The sequence below is a fragment of the Mycolicibacterium pulveris genome, assembly GCF_010725725.1.
In the GTDB taxonomy this organism is placed as follows: domain Bacteria; phylum Actinomycetota; class Actinomycetes; order Mycobacteriales; family Mycobacteriaceae; genus Mycobacterium; species Mycobacterium pulveris.
Map to the genome: position 1 here is coordinate 3,054,356 of NZ_AP022599.1, position 24,700 is coordinate 3,079,055.

General features: G+C 68.6%; 27 protein-coding genes. 18 read left to right on the top strand and 9 right to left on the bottom strand.

Annotated features, from left to right (window positions below; translation table 11 throughout):
• Positions 1-36: 36 nt before the first annotated feature.
• Positions 37-633 (bottom strand): TetR/AcrR family transcriptional regulator, encoded by a 597-nt coding sequence (locus G6N28_RS14800; protein WP_163901444.1) that lies wholly within the window; start codon positions 631-633, stop codon positions 37-39.
• 13 nt (positions 634-646) lie between these two features.
• Positions 647-1,876: a cytochrome P450 gene (locus G6N28_RS14805; protein WP_163901446.1), complete on the bottom strand. Its 1,230-nt coding sequence runs from the start codon at positions 1,874-1,876 to the stop codon at positions 647-649.
• Positions 1,877-1,938: 62 nt separating this feature from the next.
• Between G6N28_RS14805 and purD the strand changes: the two genes are divergently transcribed.
• Positions 1,939-3,207, top strand: a complete 1,269-nt coding sequence (gene purD, locus G6N28_RS14810; RefSeq protein ID WP_163901447.1) for a phosphoribosylamine--glycine ligase — start codon at positions 1,939-1,941, stop codon at positions 3,205-3,207.
• A 92-nt stretch (positions 3,208-3,299) separates the two neighbouring features.
• Here purD and G6N28_RS14815 read toward each other — a convergent pair whose 3' ends face one another.
• Positions 3,300-4,121, bottom strand: coding sequence for an alpha/beta hydrolase (locus G6N28_RS14815; protein WP_163901450.1), 822 nt, complete (start codon positions 4,119-4,121; stop codon positions 3,300-3,302).
• A 97-nt stretch (positions 4,122-4,218) separates the two neighbouring features.
• On the opposite strand from G6N28_RS14815, the gene G6N28_RS14820 reads away from it, so the two are divergent.
• The 6 genes from G6N28_RS14820 to G6N28_RS14845 are packed head-to-tail and all read left to right on the top strand — an operon-like array spanning position 4,219 to position 10,524.
• The gene (locus tag G6N28_RS14820) at positions 4,219-4,842 is read left to right on the top strand and encodes a TetR/AcrR family transcriptional regulator (protein WP_163901452.1); all 624 of its coding nucleotides are present in this window, start codon (positions 4,219-4,221) and stop codon (positions 4,840-4,842) included.
• 17 nt (positions 4,843-4,859) lie between these two features.
• Positions 4,860-6,284: an APC family permease gene (locus G6N28_RS14825; RefSeq protein ID WP_163901454.1), complete on the top strand. Its 1,425-nt coding sequence runs from the start codon at positions 4,860-4,862 to the stop codon at positions 6,282-6,284.
• A 38-nt stretch (positions 6,285-6,322) separates the two neighbouring features.
• Positions 6,323-7,741 carry an adenylosuccinate lyase gene (purB, locus tag G6N28_RS14830; protein ID WP_163901456.1) on the top strand — a complete coding sequence of 473 codons (1,419 nt, stop codon included), beginning with the start codon at positions 6,323-6,325 and terminating at the stop codon, positions 7,739-7,741.
• A complete protein-coding gene (locus tag G6N28_RS14835) occupies positions 7,738-8,988 on the top strand; it encodes a cytochrome P450 (protein ID WP_163901458.1) in 1,251 nt (416 codons plus the stop codon). Before purB ends, G6N28_RS14835 begins: the two co-directional genes overlap by 4 nt.
• The gene (locus G6N28_RS14840; protein ID WP_163901460.1) at positions 8,985-9,962 is read left to right on the top strand and encodes a tellurite resistance/C4-dicarboxylate transporter family protein; all 978 of its coding nucleotides are present in this window, start codon (positions 8,985-8,987) and stop codon (positions 9,960-9,962) included. The genes G6N28_RS14835 and G6N28_RS14840 overlap by 4 nt, the downstream gene beginning before the upstream one ends.
• Positions 9,949-10,524, top strand: a complete 576-nt coding sequence (locus G6N28_RS14845; RefSeq protein ID WP_163901462.1) for a DUF1707 SHOCT-like domain-containing protein — start codon at positions 9,949-9,951, stop codon at positions 10,522-10,524. The genes G6N28_RS14840 and G6N28_RS14845 overlap by 14 nt, the downstream gene beginning before the upstream one ends.
• 51 nt (positions 10,525-10,575) lie before the next feature.
• Here G6N28_RS14845 and G6N28_RS14850 read toward each other — a convergent pair whose 3' ends face one another.
• Positions 10,576-11,199 carry a hypothetical protein gene (locus G6N28_RS14850; RefSeq protein ID WP_163901464.1) on the bottom strand — a complete coding sequence of 208 codons (624 nt, stop codon included), beginning with the start codon at positions 11,197-11,199 and terminating at the stop codon, positions 10,576-10,578.
• Between the two features lie 30 nt (positions 11,200-11,229).
• Here G6N28_RS14850 and G6N28_RS14855 point away from each other — a divergent pair, with 30 nt between their 5' ends.
• Positions 11,230-12,135: a phosphoribosylaminoimidazolesuccinocarboxamide synthase gene (locus tag G6N28_RS14855; RefSeq protein WP_163901466.1), complete on the top strand. Its 906-nt coding sequence runs from the start codon at positions 11,230-11,232 to the stop codon at positions 12,133-12,135.
• Positions 12,132-14,237, top strand: a complete 2,106-nt coding sequence (locus tag G6N28_RS14860) for a S9 family peptidase (RefSeq protein WP_163901468.1) — start codon at positions 12,132-12,134, stop codon at positions 14,235-14,237. The genes G6N28_RS14855 and G6N28_RS14860 overlap by 4 nt, the downstream gene beginning before the upstream one ends.
• On the opposite strand, the gene G6N28_RS14865 is transcribed toward G6N28_RS14860, so the two are convergent.
• Positions 14,199-14,645, bottom strand: coding sequence for a DoxX family protein (locus tag G6N28_RS14865; RefSeq protein WP_163906265.1), 447 nt, complete (start codon positions 14,643-14,645; stop codon positions 14,199-14,201). The genes G6N28_RS14860 and G6N28_RS14865 overlap by 39 nt on opposite strands.
• Positions 14,646-14,728: 83 nt before the next feature.
• Here G6N28_RS14865 and G6N28_RS14870 point away from each other — a divergent pair, with 83 nt between their 5' ends.
• The 4 genes from G6N28_RS14870 to G6N28_RS14885 all read left to right on the top strand — a co-directional run bounded on the left by G6N28_RS14870 (position 14,729) and on the right by G6N28_RS14885 (position 18,225).
• Complete coding sequence (locus G6N28_RS14870; protein ID WP_163901470.1) at positions 14,729-15,286, top strand: TetR/AcrR family transcriptional regulator; 558 nt, start codon at positions 14,729-14,731, stop codon at positions 15,284-15,286.
• A gap of 10 nt (positions 15,287-15,296) precedes the next feature.
• Positions 15,297-15,794, top strand: coding sequence for a glutathione peroxidase (locus G6N28_RS14875; protein ID WP_163901472.1), 498 nt, complete (start codon positions 15,297-15,299; stop codon positions 15,792-15,794).
• A 67-nt stretch (positions 15,795-15,861) separates the two neighbouring features.
• Positions 15,862-16,566 carry a DUF2334 domain-containing protein gene (locus G6N28_RS14880; protein WP_163901474.1) on the top strand — a complete coding sequence of 235 codons (705 nt, stop codon included), beginning with the start codon at positions 15,862-15,864 and terminating at the stop codon, positions 16,564-16,566.
• A gap of 24 nt (positions 16,567-16,590) precedes the next feature.
• Positions 16,591-18,225 (top strand): FAD-binding dehydrogenase, encoded by a 1,635-nt coding sequence (locus G6N28_RS14885; RefSeq protein WP_163901476.1) that lies wholly within the window; start codon positions 16,591-16,593, stop codon positions 18,223-18,225.
• 116 nt (positions 18,226-18,341) lie between these two features.
• On the opposite strand, the gene G6N28_RS14890 is transcribed toward G6N28_RS14885, so the two are convergent.
• Complete coding sequence (locus G6N28_RS14890) at positions 18,342-19,004, bottom strand: MBL fold metallo-hydrolase (protein ID WP_163901478.1); 663 nt, start codon at positions 19,002-19,004, stop codon at positions 18,342-18,344.
• A gap of 44 nt (positions 19,005-19,048) precedes the next feature.
• Here G6N28_RS14890 and G6N28_RS14895 point away from each other — a divergent pair, with 44 nt between their 5' ends.
• From G6N28_RS14895 to purQ, 3 genes are read left to right on the top strand one after another with little or no spacing between them, the layout of a single operon-like run.
• A complete protein-coding gene (locus G6N28_RS14895; protein ID WP_163901480.1) occupies positions 19,049-19,714 on the top strand; it encodes an ATPase in 666 nt (221 codons plus the stop codon).
• Between the two features lie 36 nt (positions 19,715-19,750).
• Positions 19,751-19,990 carry a phosphoribosylformylglycinamidine synthase subunit PurS gene (purS, locus tag G6N28_RS14900; protein WP_163901482.1) on the top strand — a complete coding sequence of 80 codons (240 nt, stop codon included), beginning with the start codon at positions 19,751-19,753 and terminating at the stop codon, positions 19,988-19,990.
• A complete protein-coding gene (gene purQ, locus G6N28_RS14905; RefSeq protein WP_163901484.1) occupies positions 19,987-20,661 on the top strand; it encodes a phosphoribosylformylglycinamidine synthase subunit PurQ in 675 nt (224 codons plus the stop codon). The genes purS and purQ overlap by 4 nt, the downstream gene beginning before the upstream one ends.
• Positions 20,662-20,744: 83 nt before the next feature.
• On the opposite strand, the gene G6N28_RS14910 is transcribed toward purQ, so the two are convergent.
• A complete protein-coding gene (locus G6N28_RS14910; RefSeq protein WP_163901486.1) occupies positions 20,745-21,548 on the bottom strand; it encodes a family 1 encapsulin nanocompartment shell protein in 804 nt (267 codons plus the stop codon).
• Positions 21,545-22,576: a Dyp-type peroxidase gene (locus G6N28_RS14915; protein ID WP_163901488.1), complete on the bottom strand. Its 1,032-nt coding sequence runs from the start codon at positions 22,574-22,576 to the stop codon at positions 21,545-21,547. The genes G6N28_RS14910 and G6N28_RS14915 overlap by 4 nt, the downstream gene beginning before the upstream one ends.
• A 43-nt stretch (positions 22,577-22,619) precedes the next feature.
• Between G6N28_RS14915 and G6N28_RS14920 the strand changes: the two genes are divergently transcribed.
• Positions 22,620-23,882, top strand: coding sequence for a M18 family aminopeptidase (locus tag G6N28_RS14920; RefSeq protein WP_163901490.1), 1,263 nt, complete (start codon positions 22,620-22,622; stop codon positions 23,880-23,882).
• A gap of 7 nt (positions 23,883-23,889) precedes the next feature.
• Here G6N28_RS14920 and G6N28_RS14925 read toward each other — a convergent pair whose 3' ends face one another.
• Positions 23,890-24,279: a nuclear transport factor 2 family protein gene (locus tag G6N28_RS14925; protein WP_163901492.1), complete on the bottom strand. Its 390-nt coding sequence runs from the start codon at positions 24,277-24,279 to the stop codon at positions 23,890-23,892.
• A gap of 67 nt (positions 24,280-24,346) precedes the next feature.
• Between G6N28_RS14925 and G6N28_RS14930 the strand changes: the two genes are divergently transcribed.
• A complete protein-coding gene (locus G6N28_RS14930; protein WP_163901494.1) occupies positions 24,347-24,697 on the top strand; it encodes a VOC family protein in 351 nt (116 codons plus the stop codon).
• Positions 24,698-24,700: the final 3 nt, after the last annotated feature.

Sequence of the window (24,700 nt, forward strand, 5' to 3'; positions counted from 1 at the left end):
GTCTATGGCGGCCCGAGTACCGCACCGAACGCCAAATTACTGCGTTGGTAGTGCCGCACCAACCCACCGTCGCAGGTAATCGCGCAGCTCGACGCCCTGCCGCGGTGGCCGGCCGGGGTCGATGACGAAGGACTGGATGATCCGCAGCAGGTGCTCGGCCAGGTCGTCGAGATCGTCGTCGTCGAACCCCAGCGCGGCCCAGTCGACGTCGAACCGGCGCAGCATCGCGTCGGCGAACCGCAGCGCCACGTCGGACGTCACCGTCTGGCTGAAGTCGCTGGCCCTGCCCGGCATGAGCAGCAGGCCGATGTGTTTGTCCTTGGGGATCCACTCCAGTGCGGTGGCGATGCCCTCGGCGACCGCCTCCCGCGGATCGGTGATCCCCTGCAGGTGCTCGGCCAGCCGGTCGAGGAAGTCGGTGGCCGCGCGTTGCGCCGAGGCCTGCAGCAAGGCGTCGGTGCTGGGGAAATAGCGGTACACCGTCTGCCGGGTCACCCCCAGGGTGCGGGCCACGTCGGCGATGGAGAACTCCGCGCCACGTGCGTCGATCGCCTTGCCCGCGGCGTCGAGGATCCGGTTGATGGCCTCGTCGTCGGTCGCGGGCGTCGAACCGGACCAACCGTGGGTGCGCACGTCGAAATCTTACTCAGCCGCGGTACGACACCTGCAGATCCTTGACGCCGTTGATCCATCCCGACCGAAGACGTTGTGGTTCAGACAGTTTGGCGATGTCGGGAATCTGTTCGGCGATCTCGTTGAAGATCAGCTTGATCTCCATGCGGGCCAGGTTCGCCCCGATGCAGTAGTGCGCGCCGTGGCCGCCGAACCCCAGATGGGGGTTGGGGTCACGGCTGATGTCGAACCGGAAGGGCGACTCGAATACGGCCTCGTCGTAGTTGGCCGAGCTGTAGAACATCCCGGCGCGCTGACCCTCGCGGACCGTGACGCCACCGATTTCGGTGTCCACCAACGCGGTTCGCTGGAAGCAGTGCACCGGCGTGGCCCAGCGCACGATCTCGTCGGCGGTGGTCTCCGGCCGTTCCCGCTTGAACAGCTCCCACTGGTCGGGGTTTTCGAAGAACGCGTTCATCCCGTGGGTCATCGCGTTGCGCGTCGTCTCGTTGCCCGCCACCGCCAACAGGATGACGAAGAAGGCGAACTCGACGTCCTGGAGGCCCTCGCCCTCGATGTCGGCCTCGACGAGCCGGGTGACGATGTCGTCGGCCGGGCAGCGGCGGCGTTCCTCGGCCATCGCGTAGGCGTAACCCATCAGCTCGGCATTGGCGGCCGCGTAATCGGTTTCGTAGTCCGGATCGTCGGTGTTCATGATCGAGTTGGTCCAGTGGAACAACTTCTGACGGTCGGCCTCGGGAACGCCGATCAGGTCGGCGATCGCCTGCAGCGGCAGGCCCATCGCGATGTCGTCGACGAAGTTGCCGGTTTCCTTTTCCTTGGCGGCAGCCACGATCTTGCGCGCCGCGACGGCGAGCTTCTCCTCCAGGGTCGCCACCGCACGCGGGGTGAACAACCGCGAAATGATCTTGCGCAGCCGGGTGTGCTCGGGCGGGTCGTGGTTGATCAGCAGCGCCTTGGTCAACTCCAGCTGATCGGGCGTGGTGCCGTCGGGCAGCCGCATGACGACGCCCTTGCGGTTGGTCGACCACCGGTCGCTGTCGCGTGAAATCGCCTTGATGTCCTCATGGCGGCTGACCACCCAGTACCCGCCGTCGTCGAAGATCGACTCGGGCTGCTCGTTCCACCACACCGGGGCGGTCTTGCGCAGCTCGGCGAACTCGGCGACGGGGATGCCCTTGAGAAGGATGTCGGGGTCGGTGAAATCCCAGCCCGGCGAGAACGGGCATGTGCTCCGCGTCATGTTCCGACCATACACCCTAGCGTCAAGTGTATGGCCGAGGGGAGCGTTTAGAGTTGGCGCTTGTGCGTGTCCTGGTGATCGGGTCCGGAGCCCGTGAACATGCGTTGCTGCTCGCCCTGCGTCGAGACCCGGAGGTCGAGGCGCTGGCCATCGCTCCCGGCAACGCCGGCACGGCGGCGATCGCCGAACAGCACGACGTCGACATCACCTCGGGTGAGGCCGTCGCCCAACTGGCCCGGCAGATCGGGGCCGACCTGGTGGTCATCGGCCCCGAGGTGCCGCTGGTGCTCGGCGTGGCCGACGCCGTGCGCGAAGCGGGTATCGCTTGCTTCGGGCCGACCAAGGATGCCGCACGCATCGAGGGCTCCAAGGCGTTCGCCAAGGACGTGATGTCCGCGGCCGGGGTGCGCACCGCGCGCAGCGAGATCGTGGACAACCCGGCCCGGCTGGACGCGGCGCTGGACCGCTTCGGGCCGCCGGGCGGCGACGCGGCCTGGGTGGTCAAGGACGACGGGCTCGCCGCGGGCAAGGGCGTCGTGGTGACCACCGACCGCGACGTGGCCCGCGCGCACGCGGCCGGCCTGCTGGAGGCCGGACACCCGGTGCTGCTCGAATCGTTTCTCGACGGCCCCGAGGTGTCGCTGTTCTGCGTCGTCGACGGCGAGACGGTGGTGCCGCTGCTGGCGGCCCAGGACTTCAAACGCGTCGGCGACAACGACACCGGGCCCAACACGGGCGGCATGGGCGCCTACGCGCCGCTGCCGTGGCTGCCCGCCGAGGTCGTCGACCAGATCGTCAACGGCATCGTGAAACCCGTTGCCGCGGAGCTGGTTCGTCGGGGCTGTCCCTTCTCCGGACTGCTCTACGCCGGGCTGGCGATCACATCGCAGGGCCCGGCGGTCGTCGAATTCAACTGCCGCTTCGGCGATCCCGAGACGCAGTCGGTGCTGGCTCTGCTGGAGAGCCCGCTGGGTCAGCTGCTGCGCGCCGCCGCCACGGGCTCGCTTGCCGAGGTGCCGCCGCTGAAGTGGCGCGACGGCGCCGCGGTGACGGTCGTGCTTGCCGCGGAGAACTATCCGAGCCGGCCCCGGGTGGGCGACGTCATCGTCGGGTCCGAGGCCGACGGGGTGCTGCACGCGGGCACCGCCCGCCGCGACGACGGCGCGATCGTGTCCTGCGGCGGCAGGGTGTTGTCGGTGGTGGGCACCGGCCCCGACCTGACCGCCGCCCGCGCCGCCGCATACCAGTTGATCGAATCGATCCGGTTGCCTGGCAGTCACTTTCGTACCGACATCGGGCTGGCGGCGGCCGACGGCCGGATCGCCATTTAGGCACCACCCACCCGCGCGAGCAGACGCGTACACCCCCTAACGGGCCTGGTTTTGGGGGTGTTGGCGTCTGCTCGCGGTTGAGGGGGTGCGGGTCAGCCGGCCAGTAGCGGCGCGATCCACGTCAGCTCGGCCGGAAGCTGCGCACTCCAGAACCCGGCGTCGTGCCCGCCAGGGGAGAACCCACCCGCAGGCGGGGTGGGCAGCTGGGCGATGAACTGCTTGGTCGCCGAATAGAACGGATCGCTGTTGCCGCAGTCGATCCGGATCGGAATCCGGCCGAGTTCCGGTAAGCCCCACACGCTGTTGGCGGCGTAGTCGGCGGCGCTGTCGAACGCTCCAGGAGCCGCCGCACCGGCGGAGGTCCACAGCGCCGGGCTCACCGCGCAGATGGCCGCGGTGCGGGCCGGCCCCAGGCGGGCGCCGAGCAGAAGCGCGCCATAGCCGCCCATCGACCAGCCGAGGAACGCGACCCGCGAGGTGTCGATCCCGTGCTCGCCCAGCATCGGGATGAGTTCGTCGAGCACCATCGCGCCGGAGTCCTCACCGGATGCGCGCTTGTGCCAGTAGCTTCCGCCCCCGTCGACCGCCACCACCGCAACCGGCGGCAGGCCTGCCGCCACGGCCTGGGCCAGCCCCTGCTCCACGCCGCCTGCCATCACGGTCGCGGCGTCGCTGCCCTTTCCGTGCAGGGCGATGACCGGCCGCAGCGCGCCGGTCTGTCCCGGTGGGCGGGCGATCGCCCAACTGGTGGTCACACCGCCGCGGGCCGCCGAGACGAACGACCCTTCGGCATAGGTCGGGGCGGCGTTCGCGGCGGGCGAGCGCGAAAACGCGGCCACCCCAGCGGCCACGCCCGCCACACCGACACCGAGACGCAGAAGCGCGCGGCGGCTCAGTTCGGACATGGCCGACATCATGCCACCGGCGCAGGGGCGGAATTCGAGCGAGTTGTCTGAGTAAAGCCTGTTGATTGGCCGAAAGCGCACTGGGAGACCGGCCCGGGCTGGCAGCATGCTAATGGTGACGGCAGCAGTCACTCCCAAGGGAGAACGTCGGCGGTGCGCGCTGGTCAGCGCCGCTGCCGATCTGCTGTGCGAGGGCGGCTTCGACGCGGTGCGGCACCGCGCGGTGGCCCGTCGCGCCGGGTTGCCGTTGGCGTCGACGACGTACTACTTCTCCTCGCTCGACGATCTGATCGCCAAGGCCGTCGAGCACGTGGGGGAGCGCGAAACCGAGCAGTTGCGGGCCAGGGTAGCGATGCTGCCGCGGCGCCGTCGCGGTGCGGAGTCGACGGCCGCGATCCTGGTCGATCTGCTGGTCGACGACGCCGTCGGGCAGCCGGTGAGCGAGCGGCTGATCTCCCGTTACGAGCGCTACATCGCCTGCGCTCGCCAGCCGATGCTGCGCGACATCCAACGGCAGATTCTGCGGCAACGCACCGACGCCGTCATCGAGGTCATCGAACGGTCCGGCCGGTCGGTTCGCGCCGAATACCTGACGGCGTTGGTCAACGCCGTCGACGGGGCGGTGGTGGCGGCTCTCGTCGGCGACGGCGAGGGTCCTCGCGCATCGGCGCGCGCCACGCTCATCGATGTGATCGACGTGCTGGCGCCTGTCGACGAGCGGATCGCGTAGCGGCGGGCCCAGCGGCGATGGGCGCACCGCACACCACCGAACAGCAACCGGAACTACGACGAGTGATGGGCCCCGGCCTGTTGCTGATCTTCGTCGTCGGCGACATCCTGGGCACGGGCGTCTACGCGCTGACGGGTGACGTCGCGGGCGAAGTCGGTGGGGCGGCGTGGCTTCCGTTTCTCGTCGCGTTCCTCATCGCGACCGTCACCGCGTTCAGCTACCTGGAGTTGGTGACCAAGTATCCACAGGCGGCGGGCGCTGCGCTGTACGTGCACAAGGCATTTGGCATCCAGTTCGTCACGTTCCTGGTGGCGTTCGTGGTGATGTGTTCCGGCATCACCTCGGCGTCCACCGCCTCGCGGTTCTTCGCCGCCAACTTCGACACCGGGTTCGGGCTGGGCTGGGGCAAACTCGGGATCGCCGTCATCGCACTGCTGTTCATGGCGCTGCTGGCGATGGTCAACCTGCGTGGTGTCGGCGAGAGCGTGAAACTCAATGTGGCGCTGACGATTGTCGAGGCGACCGGCCTGATGCTGGTGCTCTTCGTCGGGTTGTGGGCGCTCACCCGAGGGCTCGACGTCGACTTCGCCAGGGTGGTCGCGTTCGAGACCGCGACCGACAAGAACGCGTTCATGGCCGTCACCGCCGCGACGTCGCTGGCGTTCTTCGCGATGGTGGGTTTCGAGGACTCGGTGAACATGGCCGAGGAGACCAAGGATCCGGTGAACGTCTTTCCCAAGGTGCTGCTTTCGGGTCTGACGATCGCCGGCGTCGTCTACATCCTGGTGTCGATCGTCGCGGTGACGCTGGTGCCGGTGGGCACGCTGGCCGCCAGTGACACCCCGCTGGTGGACGTGGTCCGGGCCGGTGCCCCGAACCTGCCGATCGAGGAGATCTTTCCGTTCATCTCGATGTTCGCGGTGTCCAACACCGCGCTGATCAACATGCTGATGGCCAGCCGGTTGATTTACGGCATGGCGCGTCAGCGCGTGCTGCCGCCGGTGCTCGGGGTGGTGCATCCGCGCACCCGCACACCCTGGGTGGCGATCGTGTTCACCACGTCGATCGCGTTCGGGCTGATCTTCTACGTGTCGGTGTTCGCCAGTTCGACCGCGATCTCCGTGTTGGGCGGCACCACGTCGCTGTTGTTGCTCGCGGTGTTCGCGATGGTCAACGTGGCGGTGCTGGTGCTGCGGCGCGACGAGCGCCGCGACGGTGAGCATTTCCGGACCCCGACCGTGCTGCCGGTGGTCGGCTTTGTCACGTCGCTGTACCTGGTGACGCCGCTGTCGGGCCGGCCGGCCCAGCAGTACATCCTGGCGTTGGTCCTGGTCGGGGTCGGCATCGTGCTGTTCTTCGTCACCATGGTGATCAACCGCCGCATCAGTGTGAAGAACGCGGGGCTGTTCAACGAGACGCACCTGGCCGACGCGCCGGACTAGCTGCTGCTCACCTCGGCCGGACCGTAAGCTGTGTGCTTGTGACGATCCCGAACGTGCTGGCCAGCAGGTACGCCAGCGAGGAGATGGTGGCCATCTGGTCGCCGGAGGCCAAGATCGTCGCGGAGCGTCGGCTCTGGCTGGCGGTGCTGCGGGCGCAGATGGAACTGGGGGTCGAGGTGCCTTCCGCTGTTCTGTCCGACTACGAGCGGGTGCTCGAGGAGGTCGACCTCGCGTCGATCGCGGCGCGGGAACGGGTGCTGCGCCACGACGTCAAGGCACGCATCGAGGAGTTCAACGCGCTGGCCGGCCACGAGCACGTGCACAAGGGCATGACGAGCCGCGACCTCACCGAGAACGTCGAGCAGCTTCAGATCCGCCGGTCCCTGGAGTTGGCGCATGCACACGGCGTCGCCGTGGTGGCCCGGCTGGCCGAGCGGGCGATCAGCTACCGCGACCTGGTGATGGCCGGGCGCAGCCACAACGTCGCGGCGCAGGCCACCACGCTCGGCAAGCGGTTCGCCTCGGCCGCCGAGGAGATGCTGCTCGCGCTGCAGCGGCTGCGCGCGTTGATCGACCGCTATCCGCTGCGCGGGATCAAGGGCCCGATGGGCACCGCACAGGACATGCTCGACCTGTTCGACGGGGACACCTCCCGGCTGGCCGACCTGGAGCGTCGGGTCGCCGAATTCCTGGGCTTCACCGAGCTTTTCAGCAGCGTCGGGCAGGTGTATCCGCGGTCGCTGGACCACGATGTGATCTCGGCGCTGGTGCAGCTCGGAGCGGCGCCATCCTCGCTGGCGCACACCATCCGATTGATGGCGGGCCATGAGCTGGTGACCGAGGGGTTCGCGCCGGGCCAGGTTGGCTCCTCGGCCATGCCGCACAAGATGAACACCCGGTCGTGTGAGCGGGTGAACGGGCTGCAGGTGGTGCTGCGCGGCTACGCCTCGATGGCGGCCGAACTCGCAGGCGCCCAATGGAATGAGGGCGACGTGTTCTGCTCGGTGGTGCGCCGGGTGGCGCTGCCCGACGCGTTCTTCGCCGTCGACGGGCAGATCGAGACGTTCCTGACCGTGCTCGACGAGTTCGGCGCCTATCCGGCCGTGATCCAGCGCGAGCTCAACCGCTATCTGCCGTTCCTGGCCACCACCCGGATCCTGATCGCCGCGGTGCGCGCCGGAATGGGCCGTGAGGCAGCGCACGAGGTGATCAAAGAACACGCCGTGGCCGTCGCACTCGCCATGCGGGAGAAGGGCGCCGAGCCCGACCTGCTCGACCGGCTCGCCGCCGATCCGCGGCTGCCGCTGGACCGGCCCGCCCTGGACGCCGCGCTGGCCGACAAGCAGGCCTTCACCGGTGCGGCCGGCGACCAGGTCGACCGGGTCGTCGAGGCGGTCGACGAGTTGGTCAGCCGCTACCCCGAGGCGGCCAAGTACACCTCCGGTGCCATCCTGTGACGTCGAGTCCGGGGTTGGACCGGATCGACTTCACCGATCTGGACAACTTCGCCAACGGCTTTCCGCACGACTTGTTCACCGTGCACCGGCGTGAGGCCCCGGTGTACTGGCACGAACCCACCGAGCACACCCCTGACGGTGAGGGCTTCTGGTCGGTGGCCACCCACGCTGAAACCCTTGCCGTGCTTCGTGATCCGGCGACATATTCGTCGGTGACCGGCGGTGACCGGCCGTACGGGGGCACGCTGCTGCAGGATCTGTCGATCGCCGGGCAGGTCCTCAATATGATGGACGACCCGCGACATGCCGAGGTCCGGCGGCTGGTCAGTTCCGGTCTCACCCCGCGGATGATCCGCCGTGTCGAGGACGATCTGCGGGCCAGGGCCCGACGGCTGCTGGACGCGGTGGCGCCGGGTGAGCCGCTCGACTTCCTGGTCGACATCGCCGCCGAACTGCCGATGCAGATGATCTGCATTCTGCTGGGAGTGCCTGAATCCGAACGGCATTGGCTGTTTCACGCCATCGAACCGCAGTTCGACTTCGGTCAGGCCCGCCGGGCCGAACTGGGACAGGTCGGCCAGATGTCGGCCGAGGAAGCCGGCTCCCGGATGTACACCTACGGCCAGGAGCTGATCGCGTCCAAGCGCGCCCAACCCACCGACGACATGCTGTCCGTCGTCGCCAACGCCACGCTCGACGAGGGCTTGTCTGTTCCCCTTTCGGAGATCGAACTGTATCTGTTCTTCAGCCTGCTGTTCAGCGCGGGAGCCGAGACCACCCGCAACGCGGTGGCGGGCGGGCTGCTCGCGTTGATCGAGCACCCCGACCAATTCGCAGCGCTGCGCGCCGATCTGGATCAGCTGCCCACGGCGGTCGAAGAGATGGTGCGCTGGACGTCGCCGTCGCCGTCGAAGCGGCGCACCGCGACCCGTGACACCGAACTGGCGGGCAGGCAGATCAGCGCCGGCCAGAAGGTGCAGGTCTGGGAGGGCTCGGCCAACCGGGACCCGGCGGTGTTCACGTCGCCAGACACATTCGATATCACCCGTAAGCCTAACCCGCACTTGGGGTTCGGACACGGTGTGCATTACTGTCTCGGCGCCAACCTGGCTCGGCTGGAGCTTCGCGTGCTGTTCGAGGAACTGCTGACCCGGTTCTCGTCGGCGCGCCTGGTCAAGCCGGTGGAGTGGACACGCAGCAACCGGCACACGGGTATTCGGCATTTGGTGGTCGAGCTGCGCGCGTGAAACCGGACGCGTTTGCCGCCGTCATGGCGACCGGCATCGTGTCGATCGCCGCGGCCGACCACGGCCACCACGTGATCAGCGACGGGCTCGGAGTGCTCGCCGCCGCTGGTCTGGTGATACTGGTTGCGGTGGCGGCGATCTCGTGGTCGAAACAGTCACCGGACGTGACCGATGTCGACGTGACAGTGCGGTTGTTCACGTTTGTGGCCGCGTGCGCGGTGCTCGACAGCAGGTTCATCTCGATCCGCGGTGTGCTGTGGACGCTCGGCCTGCTGGCGGCCACCACGTGGCTGGTGCTCGGCATGCTGCTGGTGCGCAACCTCGTCAGGAGCCGTTGGCACGAACTTCGTGAAAGTGCGCGCGGCGCTTGGGAGTTGCCCAGTGTCGGGACATCCGGTCTGGCGATCGTCATGGTCATGCTGGCGCGTCACACGGATTGGTATGCGTTACTGATCGCTGCCGTGGCGATGTGGGTGCTCGCGATGGCGGTGTACGCCGCGATGACCTGGCTGATCCTGGCCCGCGCGTTCGCGGCCAGGCTGGATCCCAACGGGTTCGAGCCCGACGCGTGGATCCTGATGGGCGGGCTGGCCATCGCGACACTGGCCGGCGACCACATCCACCACGACGCCACCGGACGGCTGGCCGAAGCGGCGTGGCTGGTCACCGTCGGAACCTGGGTGGTGGCCACGGCGTGGATTCCGCCGCTGCTGTACTTCGGTGTGCGCCACGCTCGGCGCCCGGATGCGCTGCGCTTCGCCGGGGTCTGGTGGGCGATGGTGTTCCCGCTCGGCATGTACTCGGTGGCCACGGACACCACGTCGGCCGAAACCGGTTGGGCTGCGCTGACGACGATCTCGCACGTGGTCTTCTGGATCGCGTTCGGCAGCTGGGCCATCGTGGCGGCCGCCGGGCTGTCGCGGCTGGGAAGCCAGACGCGGCTGCACCTACCCTCGAGGCATGGACTCAAATGACGCGAATTTGCGGGTGTCCGACAGCGACCGCGCCCACGTCCGCCAACTGCTCGAGAACGCGGTCGGTCAGGGCCTGCTCACGCTCGACGAGTTCGGTGAGCGCTTCGACGCGGTGCTGACCGCCAGGACCCGCGGGGATCTCCGAGCGGTGCTCGCCGACCTGCCGCACTCGCACCCGCCTGCGGTGACGCCCGGCGGCGACGAGCCGGTGCGCGGCCGGATGTCGACGATCACGCGGCGCGGCCAGTGGACCGTGCCGCCGCAGTTGCGGTTGAACACCCGGATGTGCGACACCACCCTGGATTTCACCAACGCGACCCTGCAGAGCCCGACCGTCGTGCTCGACATCGACGACTACTTCAGCTCGACCGAACTGATCCTGCCCGATGGCGCCACGGCGGATCTCAACGGCGTCGACATGCTTGCGGGCAGCGCCACCTTGAAGGTGCCCTACGGTCCGCGATCGCCGCAGTTGCACCTCGTCGCGCGGGGTCGGGTGCGGTTCGGGTCGGTGACGGCCCGGTACTCCTATGGGCGGGTGTGGCGGCGCATCTTCGGCTAGCAGCGATGTCGGTGCGTTTTGTCACGGTGAGCGTGACAAAACACGCCGAAATCACCGGCGGCGTAGCCGCTGCACGCCCGCGGCGCGCAACTCCAGCGCGGCCAGGCCCTGGATCGCCACCGCGTCGTAGTTGCGCCAGGCGCCCACCGGGTCCGCGTGTATCTGCGCCAGCTGCACCAGCGGCCGGTTGGCCAGCGCCCGCAGCGCCAACAACTGTTCGCCCGCAGGGGTGCGGGCCAGCGTGATCGCCGTCCACTTGCGGCGGGCGAACCGCACCCGCAGCATCAGCCACGGCATCGCGACGAACAGGATCGGCGGAGCCGCGACGGCGATCGCCAGCACCCACGCCAGCCACGACGCGGTGGTGTCGAGGTTGTGCCCCGCACCCGCGATTTGCAGCGCCGCCTCGCTGGCCGCCCGCAGTGGCGCGGCCAGGGCCTGGCCGATCAGGGGCACGTCGTCGGCTTGGCCGCCCGCGGCGTCGAGGTTGCCGGCGATGCCGTTCGCCCCGGCCTCGACCTCGCGGCCGACCGTGGCGATCGTGGACACCGCGGAGTGGACGGCCGCGCCGACCGATAACCACACGATGGTCCAGCCGAGCACGACGATGTCGCTGACGAACTGGCCGACGAAGCGGGAGGGCGTCGTGGCGTAGGGAAGAAACCGCGAACTCATGGGGTTGATGCTGCCCGATAGGCTGGCCGGGTGCGCCCCGCTCTGTCCGACTACCAACATCTGGCCAGCGGCAAGGTCCGCGAGCTGTATCGCGTCGACGACGAGACGCTGCTGTTCGTCGCCACCGACCGCATCTCCGCCTACGACTACATCCTGGACTCGCAGATCCCCGACAAGGGCCGCATTCTGACCGCGATGAGCGTGTTCTTCTTCGACCTCTTGAGCCGGTCGGGTGACGCGCCCAACCACCTGGCCGGGCCGCCCGACGACGAGCGCATCCCCGAGGACGTGCTCGGCCGCGCGTTGGTGGTGCAGAAGCTGCAGATGCTGCCGGTTGAGGCGGTGGCCCGCGGCTATCTGACCGGATCGGGTCTGATCGACTATCAGAAGACCGGGATGCTGTGCGGCATCCCGCTGCCCCCCGGCCTGAGCGAGGCCAGCAGGTTCCCCGAGCCGCTGTTCACCCCCGCGACGAAAGCCGAACTGGGGGAGCACGATGAGAACATCTCCTTCGAGGCGGTGGTGGACCTGATCGGTGCCGAGCGAGCCCATCAGGTGCGCGAACGCACGCTGCAGACCTACCGGCAGGGCGCCGATTACGCGCTCACCAAAGGCATCATCATTGCCGACACGAAGTTCGAATTCGGCGTGGACGCCGACGGCACCCTACGGTTGGCCGACGAAGTGTTCACCCCCGACTCGAGCAGGTACTGGCGCGCCGACGACTGGCAAGAGGGTGTTGTGCAGCAGAGCTTCGACAAACAGTTCGTCCGCAATTGGCTCACCAGCCCCGAGTCCGGATGGGACCGCCACGGCGACACCCCGCCGCCGGCCCTGCCGCAGCACATCGTCGATGCGACGCGGGCCCGCTATATCGAGGCCTACGAACGTATCTCGGGTCGCAAGTTCGACGATTGGATCGGGTCTGCCGCGTGAATCCACCAGAAGCCAAACGCATCGAACACCGGCGCGAGCATCACGGCGACGTCTTCATCGATCCCTACGAATGGCTGCGCGACAAGTCCAATCCCGAAGTCATCGAGCACCTCAACGCGGAGAACGCCTACACCGAACACGTCACCGCGCATCTGGCCCCGTTGCGCCAGACGATCTTCGAGGAAATCAAGGCCCGCACCAAAGAGACCGACCTGTCCGTGCCGACCCGGCGCCTGAACTGGTGGTACTACGCCCGCAGCTTCGAAGGCAAGCAGTACAGCGTGCACTGCCGCTGCCCGGTCGAAGACCCCGACGACTGGACCCCGCCGGTGCTCGACGAGAACACCGAGATTCCCGGCGAGCAGGTGCTTCTCGACGAGAACCTCGAAGCCGACGGGCACGACTTTTTCGCGCTGGGCGCCGCGTCGGTGAGCCTTGACGGGCACGTGCTGGCGTATTCGGTGGACGTCAAGGGCGACGAGCGCTACACGTTGCGGTTCAAGGACTTACGCACCGGGGAGCTGTTCGACGACGAGATCGAGAACATCGCCGCCGGTGTGACGTGGGCGGCCGACAACCGCACGGTCTACTACACGACCGTCGACGACGCATGGCGTCCCGACACCGTCTGGCGCCACCGCCTCGGATCCGGGCTGCCCGCCGAACGCGCCTATCACGAACCCGACGAACGGTTCTGGCTTGCGGTGGGCCGTACCCGAAGCGACAAGTACATCCTCATCGCCGCGGGCAGCGCCGTCACCACGGAGATTCGCTACGCCGACGCGCACGATCCGCAGGCCGAGTTCACCACGGTGTGGCCGCGCCGCGAACTCGTCGAGTACTCCGTCGAACACGCCGTCGTCGGCGGCGAGGACCGGTTCCTGATCCTGCACAACGACGGCGCGGAGAACTTCACGCTCGTCGAGGCGCCGGTGGCAGACCCCACCTCGACGCGCACGCTGATCGAGCACCGCGACGATGTGCGGCTGGACTCGGTGGACGCCTTCGAAGCACACCTGGTCGTCGGGTACCGCGGCGAGGCGTTGCCGAAGATCCAGCTGTGGGCCGTGCACGCCGACGGCAGCTACGGGCGTCCGCAGGACATCACCTTCGACTCCGAGCTGACGTCGGCGGGCCTTGCCGGCAACCCGAACTGGAGCTCACCGAAGCTACGGATCGGCGCCACCTCCTTCGTCACCCCCGTGCGGATCTACGATCTGGACCTGCAGACCGGCGAACGCACGCTGCTGCGCGAGCAGCCGGTGCTCGGCGACTACCGCCCGGAGGATTACGTGGAGCGCCGGGATTGGGCCGTGGCGCCGGACGGCGTCCGTGTGCCGATCTCGATCGTGCACCGCATCGGCCTGCAGTTCCCGGCGCCGACGCTGCTGTACGGCTACGGAGCCTACGAGATGTGCGAAGACCCCCGGTTCTCCATCGCGCGGCTGTCGTTGCTCGACCGCGGAATGGTGTTCGCGGCCGCGCATGTTCGCGGCGGTGGCGAGCTCGGCAGGCACTGGTACGAAGACGGCAAGATGCTGAACAAGAAGAACAGCTTCACTGACTTCATCGCCGTCGCAGAGCATCTGGTGCAGACCGACGTCACGCGCCCGGAGAACCTGGTGGCGCACGGCGGCAGCGCGGGCGGGCTTCTGGTGGGTGCGGTGGCCAACATGGCACCCGAGCTGTTCGCAGGCGTCCTGGCCGTGGTGCCCTTCGTGGACCCGCTCACCACGATACTCGACCCGTCGCTGCCGTTGACGGTCACCGAATGGGACGAGTGGGGAAATCCCTTGGAGGACAGGGACGTCTACGAGTACATGAAGTCCTACTCGCCCTACGAGAACGTCGAAGCCAAACGGTATCCGAAGATCCTGGCGATGACATCGCTCCACGACACCAGGGTCTACTACGTCGAGCCGGCCAAATGGGTGGCCGCCCTTCGGTATACCAAGACCGACAACGAGCCGGTGCTGTTGAAGACCGAGATGAACGCGGGCCACGGCGGAATCAGCGGGCGCTACGAACGCTGGAAGGAAACCGCCTTCCAGTACGCCTGGCTGCTAGATGCCGCCAAGGCCGACCACGGCGGCGGCGCCTAAGAACAGCACCTGCTCGGCGGTGCGCAGGTCCAGCCGGGTCGTCATCGACTTCGGCGCGTTGGGCATCCGCGCGGCATAGACGTTCGCGGGGAACATCACCAGCAGAAGCACGAACAGGCCCACCGCCGCGGCCACCCGGGTCGGTGGATACAGCAGCCCGGCGGCCCCGACCAGCTCGAGCACGCCGGTGACCGTCACCAGCAGCGCGGGCGCGGGCAGCCGCGGCGGGACGATCGCGATCATGTCGCGGCGCAGCGGGTTGACGAAGTGCGCGACACCGGTGAGCACGAACATCGCGGCCAGGCCCACGGCGATCGCCGAGGGCCAACTGTCGACGAAGCCGACACCCAGCCGACCGGCCAGCCGGGCGGCGAGCGTGCTCAGGACGAGGGTGACGACGACGATCATGACGAACTCCAATCTTGACAGTGACAAGTTCACGATAGGAGGCAATCTAGCCATTGTCAAGATTGCGGCGTTACCATGGTGCCGTGACCAAGGCGTCCTACCACCACGGCGACCTGAGGGCCGCCATCCTGGCGCGCGCCGCCGAGCTCGTTGCCGAGCGCGGCGCCGACGGCGTCTCGCTGCGCGAGCTGGCCCGCGCGGCCGGCGTCTCCCATGCCGCACCCGCGCATCACTTCACCGACCGCCGCGGGCTGTTCACCGCGCTGGCGGCCGAGGGCTGGCGGTTGCTGGCGGCCGAGCTCGCCGAGGCGACACCGGAGTTCATCGACGCCGCGCTGGCCTACGTGCGGTTCGCACTCGACCATCCCGGTCACTATGCGGTGATGTTCGACCGGTCGCTGGTCAACCCCGAGGACCCCGAGCTGATCGCGGCCGTTGGTGCGGCGGGAAGTGAACTGGCCCAGGGCGTCGGCACCCTCGCCGACGACAGGGCGATCGCCGACCCGCAGGCCGCGGCGCTGGCGGCATGGTCTCTGGTGCACGGGTTTTCGCTGCTGTGGCTGAACAAGACCATCGCCACCGACGACGATCCGATCGCACTGGTGCACCGCGTCGCGGGCATGTTGTTCAAGAACGAGTAGCGTGCCAGTCATGACCGACACACCGTTGACCGACATCCCGCTGACCACCCTCGACGGCAAGGCCACCACGCTCGGGCAACTGGCCGACGGCGCCGCGCTGGTCGTCAACGTCGCCTCCAAGTGCGGCCTGACCCCGCAATACACGGCGCTGGAGCAGTTGGCGAAGGACTATCGCGATCGTGGGTTCACCGTGATCGGGGTGCCGTGCAACCAGTTCATGGGCCAGGAACCCGGCACTGCCGAGGAGATCCAGGAGTTCTGCTCGACCACCTACGGCGTGACGTTTCCGCTGCTGGCCAAGACCGACGTCAACGGGCCCCAGCGCCATCCGCTCTATGAGCAGTTGACCAAGACGCCCGACGCCGACGGTGAAGCCGGCGACATCCAGTGGAACTTCGAGAAGTTCCTGCTCGGTCCGGGTGGCAAGGTGGCCAAGAGGTTCCGGCCCCGCACCGAGCCCGACGCGCCCGAGGTGATCGCCGCCATCGAAGAGGTCTTGCCGCGGTAAGCCTGCGGCCAATTGCCGTCCGGGTGTCGGTCACCATCGCGACACCTGACGTCGCCATACTGCAGGCGTGGCCGGGCAACTGATCGTCTCGCTCTCCGGGATCCGCGACCGTACGCTGCCCGACGTCGACGCGTTCTGTGCGCAACTGGACGCGCGCGGGGTGCCGGCGTCGTTCCTGGTGGCGCCCCGGCTCAAGGGCGGCTACCGGATTGAGGCCGACGCGCCCACCGTGGACTGGCTGACGGCGCGCCGTGACGGCGGTGACGCCGTCGTGTTGCACGGCTTCGATGAGGCCGCGACCAAGAAGCGCCGCAGCGAATTCGCGACGCTGCCCGCGCACGAGGCGAGCCTGCGGCTGCTCGGCGCCGACCGCGTGCTGGAGCACGTCGGCCTGCGCACCCGGCTCTTCGTCGCACCGGGCTGGACGGTATCGCAGGGCACCATGACGGCGTTGCCGCGCAACGGGTTTCGCCTTGTCGCCGGGTTGAGCGGAATCACCGACCTGGTCCGCCGGACGACGGTGCGCGCCCGGGTGCTCGGCGTCGGCGAGGGCTTCCTGTCCGAACCCTGGTGGTGCCGAACGCTGGTGCTGTCCGCGCAACGCACCGCGCGTCGCGACGGCGTCGTGCGGATCGCGGTCGCCGCCCGACATCTGCGCAAGCCCGGACCGCGGCAGGCGATGCTCGACGCCGTCGACCTCGCGCTCCTGCACGGATGTGAAGCCACCGTCTACCGGTGGCGGCCGCACCCCGCGTTGCCGGCCGCGGCATAGCCCCGGCCCGCTAACGTGGCGGCCATGGCAGATGCTGACGTCATCGTCGTAGGAGCCGGGCTCGCCGGGCTGGTCGCGGCGTGCGAAGTCCTCGACCGCGGCCGTCGCGTGCTGATCGTGGACCAGGAGAACGCCAACAATCTCGGCGGCCAGGCGTACTGGTCGTTCGGGGGGCTGTTCTTCGTCGACAGCCCCGAACAGCGCAGGCTCGGCATCCGGGACAGCCACGAGCTGGCGCTGCAGGACTGGCTCGGCACGGCGGGATTCGACCGGCCCGAGGACCACTGGCCGCGGCGGTGGGCGCACGCCTACGTCGACTTCGCGGCCGGCGAGAAGCGCAGCTGGTTGCGCGAGCGCGGATTGCGGATCTTCCCGCTCGTCGGGTGGGCGGAACGCGGCGGCTACGACGCACGCGGGCACGGCAACTCGGTGCCGCGGTTCCACATCACCTGGGGCACCGGGCCGGCGCTCGTCGACATCTTCGCGCGCCGGCTGCTCGGATCGCCCGCGGTGACGTTCAAGCACCGCCACCGCGTCGACGAGCTGATCGTCGAGAACGGCGCGGTGGTCGGGGTGCGCGGCGCGGTGCTGGAACCGTCGAACTCGGCCCGCGGTGTGGCGTCGTCGCGAAACACCGTCGGCGACTTCGAGTTCCGCGCCGGCGCCGTCGTCGTCGCCAGCGGCGGCATCGGTGGCAACCACGACCTGGTGCGGCAGAACTGGCCCAAGCGGATGGGCCGGGTACCCGGCCAACTGCTGTCGGGTGTGCCCGCGCACGTCGACGGGCGGATGATCGGCATCGCCGAGACGGCGGGCGCGCGGGTCATCAACAGCGACCGCATGTGGCACTACACCGAGGGCATCACCAACTACGATCCGATCTGGCCCAGGCACGGCATCCGCATCCTGCCAGGCCCGTCGTCGCTGTGGTTGGATGCACACGGAAACCGCCTGCCCGCACCGCTGTATCCCGGCTTCGACACGCTCGGCACGCTGGAACACATCGCGCAGACGGGCCAGGACTACACGTGGTTCATCCTCAACGCCCGCATCATCGCCAAGGAGTTCGCGCTGTCGGGCCAGGAGCAGAACCCCGACCTGACCGGTCGCAGCATCCGCGAAGTCCTGCGCCGGGTGCGAAGAGGGGCGCCGGCACCGGTGCAGGCCTTCGTCGACCGCGGGGTGGACTTCGTCAGCGCGAACACGTTGCGCGACTTGGTTTCCGCGATGAACGACGTGCCCGATGTGCTACCGCTGGATTACTCAACGGTGGAAGCCGAGGTCACCGCCCGTGACCGCGAGGTGGCCAACACGTTCACCAAGGACATGCAGATCGCCTCGATCCGGGTGGCGCGCAACTACCTGGGCGACCGGGTCAGCCGCGTCGTCGCCCCGCACCGGCTCACCGACCCGAAGGCGGGCCCGCTGATCGCGGTGAAGCTGCACATCCTGACACGAAAATCGTTGGGCGGCTTGGAAACCGACCTGGACTCGCGGGTCCTCAAGCCCGACGGCAGTGTGTTCGATGGGCTGTATGCCGCGGGGGAGGCCGCCGGGTTCGGGGGCGGCGGGGTGCACGGCTACCGCTCGCTGGAGGGCACCTTCCTCGGCGGCTGCGTGTTCTCCGGCCGGGCCGCGGGCCGCGCCGCGAGCTCCTAGGGGGACACCGCTTTGACGGGCTCTCAACGGGCGAGCAGACGTGTACACCCCCTGTTGGGCCCCGAAAAGGGGGTGTACACGACTGCTCGCGGTCAGGAGGCCCGCGCCGCCGCCCCTTAGAAGGCGACCCCGTCCTCCTCGGGAAGCACCCGGAAATCGGTGTCGGTCATCTCCGAGAGCCGGTCGTAGAAGATGCCGCGGGCGCTCGGGTCGATGATCGCCTGGTGGATCGGCACCGCGTGCGTCGGCCCCACCGCACGCAGATAGTCCACCGCCTCGGAGATCTTCATCCACGGCGCCGCCGCGGGAGTCGCCAGCACGTCGACCGGCTCGCCCGGGGTGAACAGCGCGTCGCCGGGGTGCATCAGGCGCGCCGCGTGGGTGCCATCGCCGATCAGATAGGAGATGTTGTCGATGACGGGGATCTCGGGATGGATCACCGCGTGCCGACCTCCGGCCCCGCGCACGGTCAGATGCCCGATCCGCAGCTCGTCGCCGACATGGACGGCCTGCCACGGCGCGCCGAGTTGCGCGGCGGTCTGCGGGTCGGCGTACAGCGCGGCCTGCGGGTTCGCGTCGAGCAGCGCGGGAAGGCGCTGGGTGTCGGCGTGGTCGGGATGCTGATGGGTGATCAGGATCGCCGAGAGCCCGGTGATGCCCTCGAAACCGTGTGAGAAGACGCCGGGATCGAAGAGAACGGTGGTGTCGGACCCGGAATCCCCGGAATCGTTTGTGAACTTCGCGAGTAAGCATGAATGTCCGAAATGGGTCAATTCCATACCTATATTGTGGCGGCGCACGGCTGTCAGGGGGTGGTGGAAGCGTGCGGATGATGCTCGCGGTGGTGCTCGCGGCCTGCGGTCTGGCCGTCATACCAGGTCCGACGGCGCCAGCCGCTCCGGGGATCTGCCCGCCTGCCTGCGACACGATCCCCGATTCGGCCTGGATGGTGTCCACCGCGATCCCGCTGTATCCGGTGTATCGCTGGCCGGGACTGGCCGGTCTCGCCGTCACCGCGACCGCGCCGCGGTTCGCTTTCGAGGAGGCCTGCGCCAGCCCGCCCGTCGTCGCCGACCCCCGCGACTACGCCGTCGCCGCGCGGGCGACGGTGCCCAACCCGCCGGGCGAGTGGCAGCTGCAGGCACAGGTGGTGCACTGGCGCGGACCCACGTCGCAGGGCGGCCCGACGGCGGCGCAGACCCTCGAAGTCGCCAAGACCCGGTTACGCAGCTGCCAGCTGACGGCGCCGTCCGTGTCGCCGTCGATCATCACCGACGGGCCCGATCGGGTCGCCGCGGTGATCAGCGTGGGCGGTCAGCGGGTGATGCACCAGTACCTGCTGGCGCACCCGGACAGCAGCAGCGTCGTCGAGCTGGCCCTGTGGGCTTCGGTGCCACCGCGGGTGCCTTGGTCACCGGTGGCGGACGCGCAGGTCTTCGATGCCATGGCGGCCCCGCTGTGCCAGGCGTACGTCGGATCGTGCCGGTGACGCGCAGGGGCTGAACTCGCCGGTACAATTGTCGCCGTGGCAAGGGTGGTGGTGCACGTGATGCCCAAGGCGGAGATTCTGGACCCGCAAGGGCAGGCGATTGTCGGCGCGCTTGGCCGTCTGGGTTTCAAGGGCGTCTCAGATGTGCGGCAGGGCAAGCGATTTGAACTCGATGTCGATGACAACATCGACGATGACACGTTGGCGCAGATCGCCGAATCGCTGTTGGCGAACACCGTCATCGAGGACTGGTCGGTGACCAGGGAGCAGTCATGAGCGCGCGTGTGGGCGTCATCACATTCCCCGGCACGCTCGACGACGTCGACGCCGCGCGGGCGGTGCGGCTCGCAGGCGGTGAGGCGGTGAGCCTCTGGCACGCCGACACCGATCTCAAGAACGTCGACGCCGTCGTGGTTCCCGGTGGGTTCTCCTACGGTGACTATCTGCGCGCGGGCGCCATCGCGAAGTTCGCGCCGGTGATGGGTGAGGTGATCACCGCGGCGGAGCGCGGTATGCCAGTGTTGGGGATTTGCAACGGGTTTCAGGTCCTCTGTGAGGCGGGCCTGCTGCCTGGCGCGCTGACCCGAAACGCGGGTCTGCATTTCGTTTGCCGTGATTTGTGGCTGCAGGTGGTGTCGAACTCGACGGCGTGGACGTCGCGCTACGAGCGCGGGGCCGACATCCTGGTTCCGCTGAAGTCGGGCGAGGGTCGCTATGTGGCCAGCGAGAAGGTGCTCGATGAGCTCGAGGCCGAGGACCGCGTGGTGTTTCGCTACCGCGACAACCCCAACGGCTCGCAGCGCGACATCGCGGGGATCTGCTCGGCCAACCGGCGGGTGGTCGGGTTGATGCCGCACCCCGAGCACGCCACCGAACCGTTGACCGGCCCGTCAGACGACGGGCTTGGCATCTTCTACTCCGCGCTGGACGCGGTGCTGGCCGCCTGACCCCGGCGCGCGAGCGTGCGTAAACTCGCACTTTTTGTCGGCGTGTCGCCCTCTGACACGCACGCTCGCGGCGAATAGGGAGGTCAGTCGGCGCTCAGGGCGACCGAGGCCTCCGAGGTGTAGCACAGGAACGTCAGCGTCTCCTCGAGGTAGAGCTGCACGGTCCCGGCGTCGTGCGACAGATACCCGATCGACACGTCGGTGCCGATCTGCAGGTCGAAATCGCCCCCGCGCGTGGACAGCACGAACGCGCCGTCGATGGCGGGCGCCCAGATGATGTCGCCGCCGCCGATCAGCCGGTTGAGGTGCTCGCGGATCGGATAGCCGTGTTCGGTGGTCTCGCTGACCTTGGTGTAGGCCTCTGCCGACAGCAGCACCGAATACGGCCCCCCGACGCCGGCCAACCGCAGCTCCGAGAGGGCCTGGGCGATGACGTCGGCGAAGTCGCGGGGATCGTCGGGCAGCGCGAGCGCCGGGTTGGAGCTGCACCTGCGGATGCCCTCGATGGACGCGGCCTCGTAACCCTCGAAGATCGCCCGGTCCTCGACGAACGCCAGCTTCTGGGCGGCCTCCTTGACCGGATCCCAGTCGGAGTCCTGCGAGCCGCGCTCGACGTCGTCGATCGCCGACCGCGTCACCGTGAACGGCACCCGCAGCCGCACCAGCGGCTGGCTCTCACGCAAGTGGGCCACCACACCCTCCCCGGGCGGCGCCACGTCGCGCAGATGCCCGGTGCTGACCGCGGCCACCACGGGGCCGCCCGGCTCGCTGACGTCGACGACGCGCCGTCCGGCGATGTGCCGGCGGAACGTCCGGCTTGCCTCCAGTTCGATTTCGGCCCAGGCCAACTCGGTGATCGGAGCGAGGTCGCGATACAGGTTGTTCATGGGGTTCCTTTCAGGCTGCCGATGCCTAGTGAGCCGTCATAGTCGACCGGGCTTACCACCTCAGGAGGCGGGGCCTCCTCGGTCGCCGGTGAATCCGGAAGCGGCGGTGGGTCGTTGAGGAAATCGACGATCGGGGTGAAGAACAGCGTGCCGGTGACCGCGGTGGAGAAGTCCAGGATGCGGTCGGTGTTGCCCGGTGGATCGCCGAGAAACATGTTCTCCAGCATCCGCTCGGTGACCTCGGGCGTGCGGGAGTAACCGATGAAATAGGTGCCGAACTCGCCCTTGCCGACCTCGCCGAACGGCATGTTGTGCCGCACGATCTTGAGCTCGTTGCCCTCGTCGTCCTCGACGACGTTCAGGGCCACATGGGAATTCGCGGGCTTCATCGCGTCGCTGAGCTCGATGTCGTCCTGTTTGGTGCGGCCGATGACCCGTTCCTGCTCGGACGTGGGCAGCGCGTTCCAGGCTTCCATGTCGTGCACGTACTTCTGCACATGCACATAGCAGCCGCCCGCGAAATCGGGGTCCTCGTCACCGATCTGCGTTGCGCTGCGGGCCAGCGGGCCGTCGGGGTTCTCGGTGCCGTCGACGAACCCCAGCAGGTCGCGGTTGTCGAAAAACCGGAAACCGTGCACTTCGTCGACGACATGCAGCGCACCGTCGGCCGCGTCGATGAGCCGGCTCGCCAACTCGAAGCACACATCCATCGACTCGGCCCTGATGTGAAACAACAGGTCTCCGGGGGTGGACGGGGCGCGGTGGCGGGGGCCGTCGAGCTCTTTGAACGGATGCAGTTCGGCGGGCCTGGGACCGGAGAACAGCCGGTCCCAGGCGTCGGAGCCGATCGACGTCACCACCGACAGGTTCTTGGTCGGGTCGCGAAATCCGATCGCGCGCACCAGACCCGAGATGTCGGGCAGCGCGTCGTGCACCGATTGCTCGCCACCTTCCTCGATGGTCGCCACCAGAAAAATGGCCGCGGGTGTCAGCGGCGCCAGTACGGGTTGCGGTAGGGGATCGGGCACGTGTTTGACCTTAACGTGGTCGCGTCGGCAAAGATGGATAACTATGTCTGCAAGTCCGCAGGGCCTGTGCGAGTTCATCGACGCGTCACCGTCGCCGTACCACGTCTGCGCGACGGTGGCCGAGCGGTTGCGCGCGGCGGGGTTTCGCGAACTCTCCGAAGAGGACGCCTGGCCGACCGAGGGGCGCTTCTTCAGCGTGCGGGCCGGCTCGTTGATCGCGTGGCAGACCGGCGCGCCCGGGCTGCCGTTCCGCATCGTCGGCGCCCACACCGACAGCCCCAACCTGCGCGTCAAACAGCACCCCGACCGGGTCGTCGCCGGTTGGCGGGTGGTCGCGCTGCAACCCTACGGCGGGGCGTGGCTGAACTCCTGGCTGGACCGCGACCTTGGCATCAGCGGCCGGCTGTCGGTGTACGAGGGGGACCGGCTGGTGCACTCGCTGGTCCGGATCGACGAGCCGATCCTGCGGGTGCCGCAGTTGGCCATCCACCTGGCCGAAGACCGCAAGGCCGTCGCGCTGGACCCGCAGCGGCACGTCAACGCGGTCTGGGGGGTGGGCGGCGAGACGCGGTCGTTTCTGGGCTACGTCGCGCAGCGCGCCGGCATCGACCCGGCCGACGTGCTCGGCGCGGACCTGATGACCCACGATCTGACGCCGGCACGGCTGATCGGGGCCGACGGCGAGCTGCTCAGTGCGCCGCGGCTGGACAACCAGGCCTCCTGCTACGCCGGGCTCGAGGCGTTTCTGGCGGCTGCGGAGTCGGGGTCGCGCGGGTATCTGCCGGTGCTGGTGTTGTTCGACCACGAGGAGGTCGGCTCGCAGTCCGCGCACGGTGCCCAGTCCGATCTGCTGCTCACCGTGCTGGAGCGCATCACGCTCAGCGAGGGCGGCGGACGCGAGGAGTTCCTGCGGCGGCTGCCGGGCTCGATGGTGGCCTCCGGCGACATGGCCCACGCCACCCACCCCAACTACCCCGAACGCCACGAACCCGGCCACCTCATCGAGGTCAACGCCGGGCCGGTGCTCAAGGTGCAGCCGAACCTGCGCTACGCCACCGACGGACGCACGGCCGCGGCGTTCGCGCTGGCCTGCGCGCAGGCCGGGGTGCCGCTGCAGCGGTACGAACACCGCGCGGATCTGCCGTGCGGATCGACGATCGGGCCGATGACCTCGGCGCGCACCGGCATCCCGACCGTCGACGTGGGCGCGCCCCAGCTGGCCATGCATTCGGCGCGCGAGGTGATGGGCGCCGGGGACGTCGCGGCCTACTCCGCGGCGCTGCAGGCGTTTCTGGCGCCGGCCTGATTCCGGCTCAGGCGGCGTCGACCTCGTCGTAGCGGATCACGTTTTCCACCACGACGCCGTCGCGGGTGCGGACCCGGTCCAGCCCCCGGATCACGAACCGGCCGTCGGGCCCGGTGCCCTGGCCGGTGTAGTGCAGGAACACCAGCTGTTCGCCGGCGGCGCTGCCCGGCACGGTCGCGCTGTCGACCAGCTGCAGCCGCAGATCGGGAATGGTGGCCACGAGCTCGGTGATCTTGCCGACGTAGGCCTCCCGCCCGCGCACCGGTGTCGGGTCGCCCTGCCAGTACCCGACGACGTCGTCGGCGAGGATGTCCTGGATCAGCGACGGGTCCGGTGCGGCCCAGAAGGCCGCCCAGATGTCGGCGCTGAACTTCGGTGGAGTGTGGGTAGCTGTCATGGCATCAGCCTGCGGGCCCGCCGGGGTCGTTTCAATTACCCGGCAGGTAATCCGTAGGGTTTCGCGTATGGCTCTCAACGTGGAGATGGTCACGCTGGACTGCGACGATCCCGACGAGCTGGCCCGGTGGTGGGCGCAGGCGGTGCAGGGCGAAGTAACGGCCTTCGCGCCAGGGGAATTCGTGACGGTCACCCGCGCGGGCGCGCCGACGCTGGGCTTTCAGCGGGTGCCCGATCCGACGCCGGGCAAGAACAAGATGCACCTCGACTTGACCGCGGACGACGTGGAGGCGGAGGTGAAGCGGCTGGTCGGGTTGGGTGCCCGCGAAACCGGCAGGCACAGCTTCGGTGCGGACTTCAGCTGGGTGGTGCTCGCCGATCCCGCGGGCAACGCGTTCTGTATCGGTGCGACAGGCTGACCC

Coding starts and splice junctions, on each gene's coding strand:
- G6N28_RS14865 (WP_163906265.1), bottom strand. CDS start 14,645: ATGATCGTCGTCGTCACCCTCGTCCTGAGCACGCTCGCCGCCCGGCTG.
- G6N28_RS14875 (WP_163901472.1), top strand. CDS start 15,297: ATGACCGACACACCGTTGACCGACATCCCGCTGACCACCCTCGACGGC.
- G6N28_RS14845 (WP_163901462.1), top strand. CDS start 9,949: ATGGACTCAAATGACGCGAATTTGCGGGTGTCCGACAGCGACCGCGCC.
- G6N28_RS14885 (WP_163901476.1), top strand. CDS start 16,591: ATGGCAGATGCTGACGTCATCGTCGTAGGAGCCGGGCTCGCCGGGCTG.
- G6N28_RS14825 (WP_163901454.1), top strand. CDS start 4,860: ATGGGCGCACCGCACACCACCGAACAGCAACCGGAACTACGACGAGTG.
- G6N28_RS14815 (WP_163901450.1), bottom strand. CDS start 4,121: ATGTCGGCCATGTCCGAACTGAGCCGCCGCGCGCTTCTGCGTCTCGGT.
- G6N28_RS14910 (WP_163901486.1), bottom strand. CDS start 21,548: ATGAACAACCTGTATCGCGACCTCGCTCCGATCACCGAGTTGGCCTGG.
- G6N28_RS14820 (WP_163901452.1), top strand. CDS start 4,219: ATGCTAATGGTGACGGCAGCAGTCACTCCCAAGGGAGAACGTCGGCGG.
- G6N28_RS14850 (WP_163901464.1), bottom strand. CDS start 11,199: ATGAGTTCGCGGTTTCTTCCCTACGCCACGACGCCCTCCCGCTTCGTC.
- purQ (WP_163901484.1), top strand. CDS start 19,987: ATGAGCGCGCGTGTGGGCGTCATCACATTCCCCGGCACGCTCGACGAC.
- G6N28_RS14925 (WP_163901492.1), bottom strand. CDS start 24,279: ATGACAGCTACCCACACTCCACCGAAGTTCAGCGCCGACATCTGGGCG.
- G6N28_RS14920 (WP_163901490.1), top strand. CDS start 22,620: ATGTCTGCAAGTCCGCAGGGCCTGTGCGAGTTCATCGACGCGTCACCG.
- G6N28_RS14890 (WP_163901478.1), bottom strand. CDS start 19,004: ATGGAATTGACCCATTTCGGACATTCATGCTTACTCGCGAAGTTCACA.
- G6N28_RS14930 (WP_163901494.1), top strand. CDS start 24,347: ATGGCTCTCAACGTGGAGATGGTCACGCTGGACTGCGACGATCCCGAC.
- G6N28_RS14805 (WP_163901446.1), bottom strand. CDS start 1,876: ATGACGCGGAGCACATGCCCGTTCTCGCCGGGCTGGGATTTCACCGAC.